The sequence below is a fragment of the Pseudonocardia alni genome (genome assembly GCF_002813375.1).
GTDB lineage: Bacteria > Actinomycetota > Actinomycetes > Mycobacteriales > Pseudonocardiaceae > Pseudonocardia > Pseudonocardia alni.
On the sequence record NZ_PHUJ01000003.1, the window covers coordinates 4,150,369 to 4,164,171 of the forward strand.

Annotated in this window: 14 protein-coding genes; 2 read left to right on the forward strand and 12 right to left on the reverse strand. The window is 66.4% G+C overall.

All coding sequences use genetic code 11. The features are described 5' to 3' along the window. Positions 1 to 54: 54 nt before the first annotated feature. The 7 genes from ATL51_RS20565 to ATL51_RS20595 form a co-directional block, all read right to left on the reverse strand. Positions 55 to 1,422 carry a tyrosine-type recombinase/integrase gene (locus tag ATL51_RS20565; RefSeq protein ID WP_100879626.1) on the reverse strand — a complete coding sequence of 456 codons (1,368 nt, stop codon included), beginning with the start codon at positions 1,420 to 1,422 and terminating at the stop codon, positions 55 to 57. Beyond that, positions 1,422 to 1,610 carry a helix-turn-helix transcriptional regulator gene (locus ATL51_RS20570; protein WP_060713268.1) on the reverse strand — a complete coding sequence of 63 codons (189 nt, stop codon included), beginning with the start codon at positions 1,608 to 1,610 and terminating at the stop codon, positions 1,422 to 1,424. Before ATL51_RS20570 ends, ATL51_RS20565 begins: the two co-directional genes overlap by 1 nt. Next, positions 1,607 to 3,202, reverse strand: a complete 1,596-nt coding sequence (locus ATL51_RS20575) for a replication initiator (protein WP_167410091.1) — start codon at positions 3,200 to 3,202, stop codon at positions 1,607 to 1,609. The genes ATL51_RS20570 and ATL51_RS20575 overlap by 4 nt, the downstream gene beginning before the upstream one ends. A gap of 62 nt (positions 3,203 to 3,264) precedes the next feature. Then, positions 3,265 to 4,893, reverse strand: a complete 1,629-nt coding sequence (locus ATL51_RS20580) for an FtsK/SpoIIIE domain-containing protein (protein WP_301549110.1) — start codon at positions 4,891 to 4,893, stop codon at positions 3,265 to 3,267. Between the two features lie 151 nt (positions 4,894 to 5,044). After that, positions 5,045 to 5,389, reverse strand: a complete 345-nt coding sequence (locus ATL51_RS20585) for a WhiB family transcriptional regulator (RefSeq protein WP_100879628.1) — start codon at positions 5,387 to 5,389, stop codon at positions 5,045 to 5,047. Next, positions 5,386 to 5,823 carry a hypothetical protein gene (locus tag ATL51_RS20590; protein ID WP_100879629.1) on the reverse strand — a complete coding sequence of 146 codons (438 nt, stop codon included), beginning with the start codon at positions 5,821 to 5,823 and terminating at the stop codon, positions 5,386 to 5,388. The genes ATL51_RS20585 and ATL51_RS20590 overlap by 4 nt, the downstream gene beginning before the upstream one ends. A 110-nt stretch (positions 5,824 to 5,933) precedes the next feature. After that, positions 5,934 to 6,356 (reverse strand): plasmid replication, integration and excision activator, encoded by a 423-nt coding sequence (locus ATL51_RS20595; RefSeq protein ID WP_100879630.1) that lies wholly within the window; start codon positions 6,354 to 6,356, stop codon positions 5,934 to 5,936. Positions 6,357 to 6,463: 107 nt separating this feature from the next. Here ATL51_RS20595 and ATL51_RS20600 point away from each other — a divergent pair, with 107 nt between their 5' ends. Together ATL51_RS20600 and ATL51_RS20605 are read left to right on the forward strand one after the other, a co-directional pair. Beyond that, positions 6,464 to 7,249, forward strand: coding sequence for a GntR family transcriptional regulator (locus ATL51_RS20600; protein WP_100879631.1), 786 nt, complete (start codon positions 6,464 to 6,466; stop codon positions 7,247 to 7,249). Then, positions 7,246 to 7,752, forward strand: coding sequence for a GNAT family N-acetyltransferase (locus ATL51_RS20605; RefSeq protein ID WP_100879632.1), 507 nt, complete (start codon positions 7,246 to 7,248; stop codon positions 7,750 to 7,752). The genes ATL51_RS20600 and ATL51_RS20605 overlap by 4 nt, the downstream gene beginning before the upstream one ends. Positions 7,753 to 7,790: 38 nt before the next feature. Here ATL51_RS20605 and ATL51_RS28390 read toward each other — a convergent pair whose 3' ends face one another. From ATL51_RS28390 to ATL51_RS20620, 5 genes are all read right to left on the reverse strand, one after another. Then, positions 7,791 to 10,103 (reverse strand): hypothetical protein, encoded by a 2,313-nt coding sequence (locus ATL51_RS28390; protein WP_157818466.1) that lies wholly within the window; start codon positions 10,101 to 10,103, stop codon positions 7,791 to 7,793. Positions 10,104 to 10,428: 325 nt separating this feature from the next. Further along, positions 10,429 to 10,971, reverse strand: coding sequence for a hypothetical protein (locus ATL51_RS20610; RefSeq protein ID WP_100879633.1), 543 nt, complete (start codon positions 10,969 to 10,971; stop codon positions 10,429 to 10,431). 423 nt (positions 10,972 to 11,394) lie between these two features. Then, complete coding sequence (locus tag ATL51_RS28395; protein WP_157818467.1) at positions 11,395 to 12,525, reverse strand: hypothetical protein; 1,131 nt, start codon at positions 12,523 to 12,525, stop codon at positions 11,395 to 11,397. A 513-nt stretch (positions 12,526 to 13,038) separates the two neighbouring features. Beyond that, on the reverse strand, positions 13,039 to 13,398 hold the full coding sequence (locus tag ATL51_RS20615) for a site-specific integrase (RefSeq protein ID WP_100879634.1): 360 nt from the start codon (positions 13,396 to 13,398) through the stop codon (positions 13,039 to 13,041). Between the two features lie 50 nt (positions 13,399 to 13,448). Continuing rightward, positions 13,449 to 13,715: a hypothetical protein gene (locus ATL51_RS20620; RefSeq protein WP_157818468.1), complete on the reverse strand. Its 267-nt coding sequence runs from the start codon at positions 13,713 to 13,715 to the stop codon at positions 13,449 to 13,451. Positions 13,716 to 13,803: the final 88 nt, after the last annotated feature.

The window sequence follows — 13,803 nt, forward strand, 5'->3', positions numbered from 1 at the left end:
CCTGACCGGTGCTCGGCGGGTGGCTGTACCGAATACGTACCGAAGTTTCGTCGCTCACGGGGTAGCCCCAAGGGCGTCGGCGATCCTCTGCCGGGCGGCGTCCTCCTGGCCGACGATGCACTTCGCGTAGATCTGGTGCAGGACGGCGACGCTGTGTCCGGCCCACTCGGCGACCTGGGTCGAGGGCACCCCCGCGTTGAGCCAGGTCGAGACCGCGGCGTGGCGGAGGTCGTAGGGGCGTCGGGCGAGCGGCGAAGCGGCTTCCGACTCGGTGAGAGCGCTCGCGCGAGCTTTCCGCCATACCCGGCAGTAGGTGCCCTCCGGGAGATCACCACCGCGGACACCGCGGAACAGCCGGCCGTCCGGCGTCGTGCCGTGCTCGGCGAGGTGCGCCCGCAGCAGGACGGTGAGCGGTGGGGGAGACGGTACCGAGCGGGTCTCACCGCGGGCCCGGTGCTTCAACTCTCGCTCCTCGCGGCGTCGGCCGTTGTCGGTCCAAGAAGCGCCGGCCTCCGGGGTGGATCCGGTCAGCAGCAACTCGCCCCAGCCCTCGTCGGGAAGTTGAAGGTCAGCGGCGCGGAGTGTCACAGCCTCACCCGGACGCAGCGCGGCGTAGTAGAGCAGGCCGAAGAAGGCGACCAGGCCCGGGCCGCTCGGCTTCTGGCTGCCGACGGCGGACAGCAGGGCGCGGGCCTGGACGGTGTTGACGACCGCTCGCTTGTCCACCGTCTTCACCGTGCGCGGGATCTTCCACGCAATCGCGGTCACCGGGTTGCGGGTCAGGAGCCGACGCTCCACCGCGTACTCGCCGAGGTTGACCACGACGCCACGTTGCCGAGCGATCGAGGCCGGGGCTGCACGGCCACCGTCGCCACGAACTGTCAGTGCGTCCAGGACAGCGCGTACGACGGCCGGTTCGGCCAGGTCACCCACCTCACGGGTGTTCCGTTCCAGCCATGCCAACGCACGCGCAATCGGCTCCGGCGGCGAGGTGTTCGTGCTGGCCCGGACGTTGAACGCCCACGCGGTCAGAGCCTTGCGCAACGTGGCGTCGTCCGGCCGGCCTCGCCCACTCGTGATCAGCGCCAGAGTGGCGTTGGTGAGTGCCCGCGCCGTGTTGCGTCGCGAGTTCGGAGCCAGGTGCGGCCACTTCATCGCTGCGTAGTCGCGGGCGAACGCGAGCCACCCGACGCGCCGTTCGGAGCGATCCATCGACATCGGACGACCGGTGTCCAGTGAGAACGCCTCGCCGCGCCGCGCAGCGACCAGCAGCTCGGACCGGAAAGCATCAGCCAGAGCCGCAGTCTTGTACGGGACTCGCCAGCGTCGCCCAGCAACCGACCACTTCACGGTGTGCGTCGTGGTCCGTGCGCCCGAGTACACCTCGACCTTCCAGATCCGCACGTCGTAGGAGGTCTCCATCAGGCCGCCTCCTCGTGCGCGTCGAGCCAGCGTTCCAACTCCGCACGACGGACCCGCAGGTCACCGTTGGGGAGCTTGATGCACCGCGGGGCCCGGTTTTTCGCCCGCCACTCGTAGAACGTCGACCGCGAGATCCCGAGTTCGGCGCACACCTGCATGACCGTCAGCCGCTCCGTCGTCTTCGTCATGCCGCTGCTCCCTCAGTTGCCGAACGGTCGGGTGGGGAATCGCTAGTGGCCAGGACGGCGGCGTCGTAGTCGGCGCGCCATCGGGAGCGTTGGTTGATCGCATGGAGGAGCAGGACAGTGCGGGGTGGTACGTCGGCGTCGCCAGGTTTGGTGGTCTCCCAGGTGAAGGGGCCGTCGTCGACGGCGTAGGCGGGCTGGACTCCGGCGCGGTCGAGGAGTTGCCGAACGAACGCGGTCCGCTCGGCGCGGTGGTCGGACAGGGACTTGTTGGACCACTTGCGGGAGACCAGGACGCGGCGTCCGGCGATGCCGAGGTGTTCGGGTTTGTGGGCTTTGCCCTTGCAATGCCCTGGTGTCGTGCCGGGTCGGGCGCCCTTGGGCTCGATGCCGTAGAGCAGCCAGATGGGGCAGCGCGGCGAGCACGGGGTGATGGCCAGCTCGGCGGCCAGGCGGCGGGCGTGCTCGCGCTGGCGGGACGTGGCGGTGTCGTTGAGGCCGGCGGCCTGTCCGACGGACTTGGTGAGGTACTTGGTCAGGTAGCCGATGTGCCGTCCGGCTTCTTCGGTGCCGCCGAGGATGCCCTTGACGTGGACCTGGGGCCCGAACACCACCGTGTGCGCCGGAGCCGCGAGGGTGTCGGGGTCGGTGGCCTCGTCCCAGGTGGGCAGGGGCTCGCGAGTCTCGGGATCGACGAATGCCTTGTGGTGGTGGTCCCAGCGGGGGAGCCGGTCCCCGCTGTAGACGATCTCGTCATGGGCCGGCCACCAGACCTGGTGGTAGGTGGCGGCGGTGATCGCTCGGAGCTCCGAACGCGGGACGGTGCCGCGGATGGCGGCGTGGAAGTGCGGTGCCCCACGCTTCTGGGGTTCCACGGTGCCGAAGTACTGCACGTCCCAGCCCACGCAGCGGCGGGTGTTCTGCCAGAACCGGTCCAGCAGCTTGGGGAAGTGGATCGCGTCGCGGGCGGCGCGGCGGTAGTCGTAGGTGTCCGGGTCGAGGGCGGCGCCGTGCTTGTCCACCCGCCCATAGGTGTCGAGCGTGAGGGTGAGGAACGTGGAGGGCCGGTACTTCCCGCCGAACACCCGCCCGAGGGTGCGGTCTTCCACCGGGCGGCGGGGCAGGTTAGATGCGTCCTGCCGGCGGCGGGTGGAGCGGCGCACGGTCCGCGGTGTCGGGTCGAGCGGAGCGAGGCGGCCGCGGACTCCGAGGGCACGTAGCTCGGCGTCGACTTCGGCGACGGTGTCGCGGATCTCCTCGCACTCCTCCTCGTCGCCCTTGGCGCGGGCGTCGGTGTAGGCGGCGTGCAGGTCCGCCCGGACCGTCATCAGGTCCTTCTGCGCGGCGGTCGGGTCAGCAGGCTTGGCGATCGGTTCGTCCTCGAGGTGCCAGCCCTCGCGGCACTGGACCATGCGCAGGCGTCGGGCCTTCTCCGCGCACGGCCGGCACTGGTCCTCCCGCGTCGACCCACACGGCACCGGGACGACGTCGACCCGCCCGCTGCTCTGGTCGATCCGGCGCATGGCCAGCGGGCGGACGCAGACGCCGTGGTCCTCGGCGAGCTGCGTGGCGACCTCGTTCGAGAGCGCGAGCATGGCCTTCTGGGCGCGGGTGAGCTTGTCCTGGTCGACCGGGACGGTGGGGCTCTCCGGGGCGGTCACGCGGCACCTCCGGCAGGCAGCGCAGGCGTCTCGGGCCGGAATGGCAACACCGGCGCGGGCCGACGAGCAGGGTCCGGCGAGGGAGCGGTGACGAACCGCTCCAATGCCTTGATCGCGTCATCCGGAACCCAGGCGGCCCGGACGCGCAGGGGTTCGCGGACTCCTTCCCCGAACAGGTACCCGACGCCGGCCTCGGACTCGCCGATGCGGTTCGCCCACGCACCTCGCTCGTAGGCGTTGTCGCCCAGCACCATCCCGACGTGGCTCTTGGTGGCCACGCGCAGGCAGATGCGGCGCGGAAACAACTCCCGCACGGGCACGGTGTCCTTCGACGGCTCTTGCACGTAGCCGCGGACGGTGAACCCCAGCGCCCGGCCCTGGGTGGTCAGCAGCGCGATCCGTTCGGTGATGGCCTCGCGGGTCTTGCGGTCGCCGACGTAGCGCAGCAGGGCGCCGATCTCGTCGAACTCCACGATCTCCAACGGGGTGTCCCGAGTGATCGGGACCAGCCGGGTCGTTCCGGCGTGGGCGCGCTTGCGGGTCTCCATCTGCTCCACGAGGTCGTCGAGCAGCGCCAGGGCGTCCTTCGAGGTGACGGCGTAGCGGTGGAACACGTCGCGGCCGTAGGCCAGCTCCATCCCCTTCGGGTCGATCCCGTTCACCCGCACCAGGCCGTCGCGGATGGCCGGGGCGATCGAGAGCAGGGGCGCCCACATCAGGGAGCCCTTCCCTGCGCCGGTGGCGCCGCCGATGAGGGTGTGGCTGCCGCGGACCGACTGCCGCCAGGGGGTGCCGTACTCGGTCGCCCCGGATAGCACCCGGTCCAGGTCGATCGCGTCCCCGGACAGGCCGGCCATCGCGTCGAGGTCAGGTGCGGTGACGACGACGTCGAGGAGGTTGCGGCGCTGGTAGTCGATCGACACCACATTGGGTGCGAGTTCGCGGACCTGGCAGCGGTTCACCCCACGCGCCACGGCCAGGGCACGGGCGGCGGTGTCGAAATCCTCCGGGGTCTGCCCTGGCACGAGACGGACCTTGACCTCATCCCACGAGGGGCCGGAGCGGACCGAGAGGATGCGCGGGAGCTGGTCGCGGCGCGGGCGCTCCCTAGGTGCGGTGGCGGTGCGGCGCAGCGGGTTGACCTGGATGACCGTCGCACCCGCTCGGTCGGGAACGGTGAGTCCGACCGATCGCAGCCAGCGTGGCATCCGGGGTGCGTAGACCAGCCAGCGCTGCCACCACGACCGCAGGTGACGCCCGGCCCCGCGGTCGAACGAGGGCAGCGACGCGACCCGCCACACCCCGAGCGCAGCCGCCACGGCGGTGAGAGTGACCAGCAACGAGGGCCAGCCCCACCACCAGCACCACGCCGACACCGCGGTCACCGTGGTCGTAGTGCGCCAGTGCCGGACCGTCCACGCGGCGGCGAGGACGAGGCCCTTGGCGGCGAACCACAGCGCGAGGAACACGACCGCGGCGGTCGCGAGGGCCTCCACGACCTTCACGAGGTAGTGGCCGACCTTGTAGAGGACGTAGACGGCGACCGCGACCAGGGCGCCACCGACGGCGAGGATCTGGTTGACCGAAAGCGGCACATCAGCCGGTGACGCGGCAGTGGTGATCACGTGCGGCCTCCCTTCCGACGAACCGGGCGGACGCTGGTGAGCGGGACCAGGGCGAGCTGGTCCAGATGATCAGCGCACCGGCGGCGACGCGGGTCCGGGCGCTCGTGGAGCGGGGTCCGGCAGACCTCGCACCGGGTCGGCTTGGCGGTGCTCATGCAACGTCACCGCCCGCAGCCGGGGTGGTAGTGATAGTGAGTCCGGCGCGGTGCAGGGTCCGGCGCTCGCCGGGGGTGGTGCCGCCGGTGATGCCGTAGCGCCGGGCCGGGTCCTCCGTGGCCAGGGCGTCGGCGAGGCAGGCGGCGCGGACGGGGCAGCCCCGGCAGACCCGGCGCGGGGTCTCGACCGAGGCGGCGCGGTCGTCGACCGGGAAGAACAGCTCGGTGTCCAGCCCGGCGCACGCGGCGTCCTCACGCCAGCGGGGGCCAGTCGCGGTGGCGGGGGAGTCGGTGATCGGGACGAGCCGCAGCACCGGCCGGCCCTGGCTCGGGGCGCTCATCGGGCCACCGCCGAGGTGTCCGGGAGTCCGGGTGGGGTGGGGTCGGTGAGGCCGAGGTCGGTCCAGTTGGACATGGCTCCGGCGACGTCGGAGGTGGGCCGCTGGTCGGCGAGGGCGCGCCAGTCGTCGGCGGTGTCGGTCCAGTAGCGGGCCTGGCGCTCGTTGTCGAGGACGGCGGTGACCACGGCCTGGACGTAGACGACCGGGACGCCGTTGGTGGCGGTGTCGCGCTGCAGGATCGCCCACCAGCGGGCCCGGCGGGTGTGGAGCTCAGCGAGCCGACGGGCTCGGGCGGCGTGGGCGAGCAGGTCCCCGGCCGGGGGTCGGACAGTGTCACGGATCGCGCGGCTGGTGCGGCGGAGGCCGGCCTCCACGAGACGAGCCGCTGGAACGACGGTGTCGGCGGGGGTCGCGGGTGCGGTGTGGGTGTTCATCTAGGGTCGGTGTCCTTCCGAACTCAGATGCCTGGCTAGGGCGTGGGGTAAGGGAGATCCGGAGGGGGAGCCCGTTGCAGCGGGCCCCCCTCCACCTGCACGAGCGCAGGTCAGGCGGCGTCCTGGTTCTTGCCCGGACCGGGGCGCTGGTGACCGGGAGCACGCATCCCGGCCGCCCGGAAGCTGTAGGCCACCCGGGGCCGGCCACCGGACTCCTGCACGTAGGGCGTGACGGTGAGGCCGTCGAACTCGACCGGGCGGAACGGCAGCCCCGCGGCGGCCTCGGGCGGGACCGGCTGGTGCGGCGCGGCGATCTTCACCGTCACCGTCTTGTCCGTACGCCGTGCTGCCGGGTCCGCGTCGAGGACCGACACCGACCACACCGGCAGGCCGGAGTCCTTGTCGAGCTGCTGCACCGGGCGCCCCGGGGCGGACTTGTCGAAGTCGCGCACGGGCTCGACCTCCGACACGACGAACGCTCCGTGCGGGAACACGTCGCCCATCGCGACGGGGAACTTGTTGGTGATCGCCATGACTAGCCTCCTGGTTGTGTGATTAGTCTTACTGGCTTGAGCCAGTACAGCAGGCTTAAGCCAGTGGGTCAAGTGACTGGCTCAGGCCAGTTCGCTATCGTGAAGACATGACGTCTTCGGCACGGGCGCCGCGAGGCGCCAACAGCGACTACAGGGCCATTGCGCACGAGCTGCGCGAGGCGATCACCTCGGGCGAGTACCAGCCCGGCGACAAGCTCCCCTCGGAGCGCGCACTGGCCGAGCAGCACGGAGCCGCCCGCAATACCGCCCGCGAGGCCATCGCCGCGCTGCGCCGCGAGGGCCTAGTAAGCGCTGAGCACGGGCGCGGAGTGTTCGTCCGCAGCAAGCCGCGCTGGATGCGGTTCGGCCGCCGCCGTTACAGCGCCGCGATGCGCTCCACCAATGAGCTCGGCCCGTTCGGCGCCGAAGCTGTCGCGCAGGGCCGGACACCGCATGTGGACTCTCGGATCACCCGGGTCGAGGCAGTTCCGGCGGTCGCCGAACGGCTCATGATTGAGCCCGGAACTCCCGTCGTGCAGCGGGAGAACTGGTACTTCGCCGACAGCGAGCCGTTGCAGATCGGCGTCACCTACGCGGCGTGGAGTCTGGTCGAAGGAACCCCGTTGGGAGACTCCGCCGACCTGGGCCCGGAGGGTATCTACGGTCAGTTCGCGGCCCTCGGTCACGTGATCGCCCACGTCCGTGAGGAGATCTCGGCGAGAATGCCCACTCGTGAGGAGGCTCAGCTTATGACGATCCCCGACGGGGTACCGGTGATCGAGCTGTGGCATACCGGCATCGACGCCGACCGCGAGCCGTTCGAGGTCACTCGCTTTGTCATGCGCGCCGACTACTCCGCGCTGGACTACGACATGCCGGTGGAGGATCGGTGAGCTGCACTGTCCGGCTCCGACGTGCCGAAGACCTGGATTCCTTGGCTGACATCCTCCTGCGAGTCCATGAGCAGGACGGTTACCCCGTTGAGGGGGTCGCAGATCCGACCGGGTGGCTACGCCATCCGCGCGCGCTGGCTAGTTGGACCGCAGTAGTGGACGGAATACCAATCGGACAGATCACGCTGACCGCGGCCGACCCGGCTGACGACGCCGCGCAGATCTGGACCGAACGAACCGGTAGGCAGCCGTCCGACCTAGCGATCGTTGTACGGTTGTTCGTCGATCCTGAACACCGCACCGTGGGAGCGGGGCGGATGCTCATGACTGCTGCGCTGGATCATGCGAGCAGTATTGGACGTTCGGTTGCGTTGGATGTCATGGCCAAGGACCGCGGCGCAATCCGGCTCTACGAACGGCTCGGCGGGCAGAGACTGGGCGAAACAGTCCATTTCTATGGTACCGATTCAGTCGAACCATCCCTAGTGTTCGCCTTCTGGTGACCTCAAGCCGTGTCTCGCAAGTCCTAGCACGAGATACATCAAGACCGCGCGTACATGGGCGTCAAGAACTGATCTGCAAGATTCCGAATGTTTACGCACGACGGAATTACAATCCTTAATTCACCACCTTTGCCTTCTGCAATGCCAATCCAGTAGGCTACTTCTAGCTCTGCCAGCTTACGCTGAATGTAGCGTTCTGTGTGCTGCTCCGTTTTTTCCATCGATGTGAACGTTCGACGGATAAACGTCACTCCTACGCCGTTGCCAAGGAGGATGGACGCGTCTGATTCGCCGCGTTGAGCGCTCCTTTTGTAGACGGTTCGTATGACACGGTCCCACTCGTTCCGAGTCTGATCGTCTCCGTCAAGAATGCAAAGGGTTGCCAACACCCAATTTTTCGGACAGCGTTGCATTAACTTCTCAAGGAGGCGTCGCAAGTCGACACCGATTGGGATCTCGGGCTTCGCTGTCTCCACCGTCCTGAACCCGGCTTCGTACAGGTACCACTCGTCGAACTGCTCTGTGTAACTGAGGAGGCGGTACCCGTGGGGTGGATTAGGAGAGTTGAATATGTAGTCGAAATATAGGCCCTCTGTGATGAAGTGTCCCAGCCAGTCGAGCTCGTCATGAGCCGAGACGCGCCCATCGCGCTCCATGCGTTGTCGGCGGATGACATACTGGGCGAGCTCAACACCCTTAAGCATCTCGGTGATGACCATAAGATCCGTTATCGAAACGACCCATGGAATACCTACGTTGTCTTTGAAAGCGCCCAGGCGCCTCAAATTGTGCGCTTCTGTGGACCATACAGTGACGTCGTCGAGAGTGCAGATGATTTCGATCTGGAAGAGTGCTCGAAGCGCTTCCGCCTGTTCTATGCTGAACCCCAGGGCTGACGCATCGTTAGATGCGAGCTGCATCGAAAGCTCGGCGTGTTGATCGGCTGCATCGGATATCGTTTTCTTAACGTCGGTGCTCATTCTTCCTGGTGCACCGCGCCGAGCTGCATCTGTGATTCGTCCTGCCTTGCACTGCAGACGTAGAGTGATGGTGTCGGCGGTTACGATTCCATCTAGCTCGCCTTTGACGGATTCGGTGACTTTCCAGTGGATGTTCTTCCAGCTCCTCGATCCGGGTAGAGCGCCCGCTAGGAGACTGGCGGCAGCATCTTCTAAGTACGCGGCCCGCCGTTTCTGATAGCTGCTCCAAAGTTTCGGAGAGCGCGACTGAATCAAGTTTTCGATCGTCGGCCTGATCGCGTCTATCATCGAGGGCGGCGATGCAAGAATATAGCCTGAGTCGGTCTCTACAATGGGTCTCTGAGTGAGTGGGTGGGCTCCACTGGGCCGCCAGTGGCGCTCGTGCATATACTCACTAGTTGGACACGTGAACGCCTCTAGTACCGCTGCGCATCTCGCTACCGGAACGCTGGACACCTCTGCGATGTCAGTCGCTTGGATCGTTGATATCTCTAGTGCGCCCGCAAGCTGGTGCGAGAGAGCGCGCATTCTAATCTCGAACTGCGCCTTATCGAACGAAATGGTAAGCAGCTCAGGCGGGATTGGGTAGCTAGTGCTTCTTCCGCGTCGGGCGCGCTTGAGTTCAACAGTTAGATACTTGACCTGCTCGGCAAGTTCCAGCTGAACAGTCTCAGATCGTACGTTCAAGATTTGCGGTATAGCATGCATAACATCCAATGCGTCTTGGGCGCAGAATCCGTTAATTTCGATTAGTCGCTCGGCAAGGGGCGAAAGGCATCCTTCGATCACCTTCTCGGCGTGCTTCAAGTACGCCATGTTGCGAATGCCGAGTGCTGCGAGGCGTGTCCTTGCGACGTGGTCGAGATTTGGATCTGGAAGACCTGTACTCCGTTCCTGTTCTCGCTCGACCGTGATGTTCTGGGCCTCTGCGATGAACATCTCTTGAATAAGTGCCAACGCCTGCATCGTTGAGTTCAATTTTTGCGGCGGGTTCAGGTCGGGATCTGGCTCAGGCCAGTCTGTGCGCAAGCACTGTAGTGCAAGATACTCGATATGGGCGGGATTCTGGTTGTTCTCGGATTCTTTAAATGTGTCGGGGTTGATCGACGCATAGATGGCTGAGGCGCGTGCGAGCAGGTCGAACGGCCCAACGCTCCCCATGAGTCGGAGGAGAGATTCATACCGATCGTTGTGCTGTTTTTCATCTAGGGCGAAGGCTTGAAGCATCGCGCTCCTGCCCGCCTCGCGCTGATCCTCATCGGGGTTGGGGGAGTAGACGATTCGATGCCCATCAAGCGAGAGTGTGCCTACGCCAATATCAATGCTCGCGGGGATTAGCTTACGACTTCGCCTGCGCTTCTTCTTGACCACGTCCGTACTTTAGCTGCGGACCAGCAGCATCCACTAGCTCCATAGGGGTGGCCGACTCGCCATCGCGATGCCGCCCGAGGCCAAAGCAATAAGGGTCCGGTGAGTATCGGACGTTGGGCACTGAACGGAAGTGCTCAGGTGTACTCGATCGCGTCTTCTGCCGAGTATGCCTCTATGAGATCAAGGCGCCGCCTCCGGCGGCGCGGGGCCGGCCACGCCGGCCCCCGTCGCTCGCTCACTGCACCTCCGGCCCGTTCGCGGCGCCGTGGTCCGGCTACCCGGCCCCAGGCCGCGGAGCGGAGCTGATCCAACCAAGGAGCACGTCTCAGTAGCCGACGAGCAGCACGCCAGCGAACGGCAGCTTCAGGCGCTCGGAGGCATAGATCGCATCCAGCTGACTGCGCGTGTCCGCGTAGGCCCGGACGACCACATCTCGGCCGCCGCTCTTGTGCCGGTAGGCAACTGGCATCAGTAGCGCCAGGTAGTGCGCGTCGACGATGAGAGATGTTCGGACGATGTCCCGGTAGTTCGCGTTCCCTCGGGCGCCCCGGCCCGCCTCGACCTCCACCACGATGCCGTCGTGGTCGTGAAAGGCATCGATCTCGTAGGAAACGCTCGGCTCGCCGTTCTCTCCGAAGAGGACAGGGCGCTTAATGCGTCCTGCGGCAGTCTTGCCCGTCTCGACGGCGTATCCGAGCTCGGTGAGGCCCGGTGCAAGCGCTTGGAGTACGTCGTCGCTTCGAAGGGGCGCCGGCCGCGCATCTACGGTGGAGACCAGGGCCTCGACATCCGACACGGCGCGCACGAGCTGCTCGGCCCACGACGGGGGTCTGACGTTGCGGGGGTAGTAGCTCCAAGACGGGTACACGCCGGAACCGTAGATGTTCTTCGGTCCAAGTCGGGCCCGCTGGCTGGGAACAGCTGATGGAGGCGAGAACCTCCGGGCTCCGCCCGAGCCCGACACCGCTCGGAGATCAGGAGAGTGCGGCGGGGCTGGTGATCTCCTCACGGCGCGCCGAGACGGCAGCCAGACCGGGGAGCGGGGCGCAAGGCTGGACCCCGTGCCCTGCACCCCGCTCCCCGGCCTGGCAGGGGTGAACCCGCGCCGCGAGGAGATCACCAGCAGGCCGGGCGCGTGGGGGAGAAGCCCCCGCGTGGGACGCTTTTGGAACACGAAACGACGCGACAAGGGCCAGAATCGACCCTGAACAACCACGAGGCCGCGGGTGGGAATCCCTAGGTCACACGCGGTATCGGAGCCCAGCAATCATGACGGTTCCGAGGTTCATGGTTAGAGTTCCCCAATGACTCGCGGGAGGACCTCTGGGCTCGATAGCTCGTCGAGCTCCCGCAAGATCGATCGGGCAAGAAGTGCGCGAATTACCGTGAATGGGAGTGCCTGCGCACCCTCGTTGTTCTGTACTTGCCGCTGCATATCTCGATGTATCGCTAGGTCGTCGCTACCGCTGTGTACAAACTTCGAACGAGCTTCGTATGTTTTCTTGATGGCTCGCCAGAGCCTGCCTTCGTCGGAAGGAATTTGCGGATTCATATCGACTGCAGTCCATTCGCCACCATTGGGTTCGCCTGTTGAGCCGTCGTACCCCCACGTCCACTCTTTCCAATTAGATAGCCAGTCGCGGGACTCAAACCCCTGCATGACGTAGGCTGCAAAACGTTGACCTAGTCGAACTTGCCTGTCACGCATTAGCTCTGCTCGAATTGATTCCGCCTGGGCTGAAGTTAGGGCAAGGTCGTCGATTACTTCGTCCCATCGAGTCGACCGTTCCCAGTGGCTCCACTCGCTATGGGGATCACCGAATCGGGCGGAAAGAGTTTCAAGTGCGCCGACTGCTAGAACGTACGCGCTAGGCATACTAGTCTTGTAGATGCTGCACGCGCCGTAGTGCATCTCAGTTGCAGCTCCAAGTGCGACGAGGTCACCGGAATCTTCGATGGAGCAGAACTTGCCGGCGACCTCCTCGAATTTTAGGTTGACGTCGTCGACGTCGGAGATTGGCGCGTGGAGAATGCGATCGTGAGCGGCGTTGAGTGGAATGAATGCCGTCCTTGTGGATCCAGAAAGTGGATAGGGTCGCTCGCTCGGAACCTCCACTGAACGGTCCAAGCTGAGTGCTAGCACCGCACCGATCTGTCGGTTAAGTGCATCTTCCTCGCCTATTCCTGGGTCCTGCTCTCGCCTCGCCTGGACGGTTTGGATAAGAGATAGCGACTCGGGTCCGTGGCCAGGTCGGTGGTAATGTTCAAGGCCCTGGAAACGTAGGAATCCGGGGCCGTGGAGGGGTTCGATACGCGGATAAGCCACTCGCTTGTATGTGTTGTCCAGTAATGCCGGATCTTGGGATGTGGAGTTCTGGATCTCTTCTCGAAGTTCTCTCAGCCAGGAGACCAGTTCGCGCACGCCATTAGTCCTCGGGGTCGGGTGTCGGATGCACAGGTCAGAATAGGCTGGCCCTCACCCTCTGGACTGGCAATGCATCGTGGGTGAGGGGCGACGGGGCACAAGATGATCACATTCCGCTCGGTCGGTGTGGGCGCGGATGATTCGCAGGCGCGGGCGGTCTCATGCTGGACCGCAGGCCGGACGAGGTCTGAGGTTTGCCGGCGGGAAGCAGGAGAGGTGAGGGTTCCCCTGCGCTGAGAGTCAACGTGCCGAATACGTGCCGAAGCTTGGCTGCCGAGCTGACCGACAGCGCTGTCTGCGCAGGCCAACGGGCCACTGGCACCGGCCTCGCGGCTCCCCTTAAAAGGGTCCCGGTGTCGGTTCGAGTCCGACCGGGGGCACCCCGCTTCGACGTCGAGAATACCCCTCTGACCAGTCGTTACACCCGCCACGACCACGATGAAGTTGTCCGGCGCGCGCTGGTGCTGACCGGGGTTCACCGGGTGCCTGCGCTGAACAGGCGCTGAAAACTCAGGCACCGGAACCGTCCCCGAGCGCCGCTGCGATCCGCTCCCGTGCCGCGTCCTCCTGGCCGACGATGCACTTCGGGTAGATCTGATGCAGGACCCCGACGCTGTGTCCGGCCCACTCGGCGACCTGGGTCGACGGCACACCGGCGTTGAGCCACGTCGAGACCGCGGCGTGGCGGAGGTCGTAGGGGCGTCGGGCGAGAGGTGAGGCGGCATCCTCGGGGGTCAGAGCGCTCGCGCGGGCCTTCCGCCAGGCACGGCAGTACGTGCCCTCCGGGAGATCGCCGCCGCGGACACCGCGGAACAGCCGGCCGTCCGGCGTCGTGCCGTGCTCGGCGAGGTGCGCCCGTCGTAGTGCCATGAGTGGTGGTGGTGAGGGGACCGAGCGGGTCTCACCGCGGGCCCGGTACTTCAACTCCCGCTCCTCGCGGCGCCGGCGTTGTCGGTCCAGGAAGCGCCGGCCTCCGGGGTGGAGCCGGTCAGCAGCAGCTCGCCCCAGCCATCGTCGGGCAACCGGAGGTCAGCCGCCCGCAACGTCACGGCCTCACCCGGCCGCAGCGCGGCGTGGTAGAGCAGGCCGGGGAAGGCGACGAGCCCGGGACCACTGGGCCTCTGGGTTCCGGCAGCCGAGAGCAGCGCCCGGGCCTGCGCAGCGTTGACGACGACCCGCTTGTCCACCGACTTCACCGTGCGCGGGATCGTCCATGCGATCGCCGTGACCGGGTTCCGGGTCAGGAGACGACACTCGTCACGGCGCCGCCTGGCG